This is a genomic window from Flavobacterium soyae, assembly GCF_021245985.1.
GTDB lineage: Bacteria > Bacteroidota > Bacteroidia > Flavobacteriales > Flavobacteriaceae > Flavobacterium > Flavobacterium soyae.
In genome coordinates this window covers 1-279 of the sequence record NZ_JAJQXA010000073.1, presented here as the reverse complement: position 1 = coordinate 279, position 279 = coordinate 1, and the positions used below count along the sequence as shown (strand labels likewise).

1 pseudogene is annotated in these 279 nt (G+C 64.9%); it reads right to left on the bottom strand.

Annotated features, from left to right (window positions below):
• Positions 1–279: pseudogene (locus LUU93_RS21635) on the bottom strand (hypothetical protein); the annotation flags it as partial.

The following is a 279-nucleotide window of genomic DNA, read 5'->3' as shown; positions in this document are numbered from 1 at the left end:
CTTCACGCCGCCTGCTTCCAGCAGATCCTTCACAACGACGCTGACCATGATCAGCCCCGCGACCGGCGGAACAAATGCGTTGCTGGACGGCGGCTGCTGCGCCTTGCGGATCTCCGGGGCGTTCTCCGGCACGATGCGCTGCGTGACGTCCTCGCGCGGCTTCATCGGCTCCTCGTCGGAGAAGACGACCTTGACGCCCTTCTTGATGCCGTCCTTGCGAAGCTTCGTGCGCACGACGCGCGCGATGGGATCGGTATGCGTCTTGGAGATGTCCGCGAC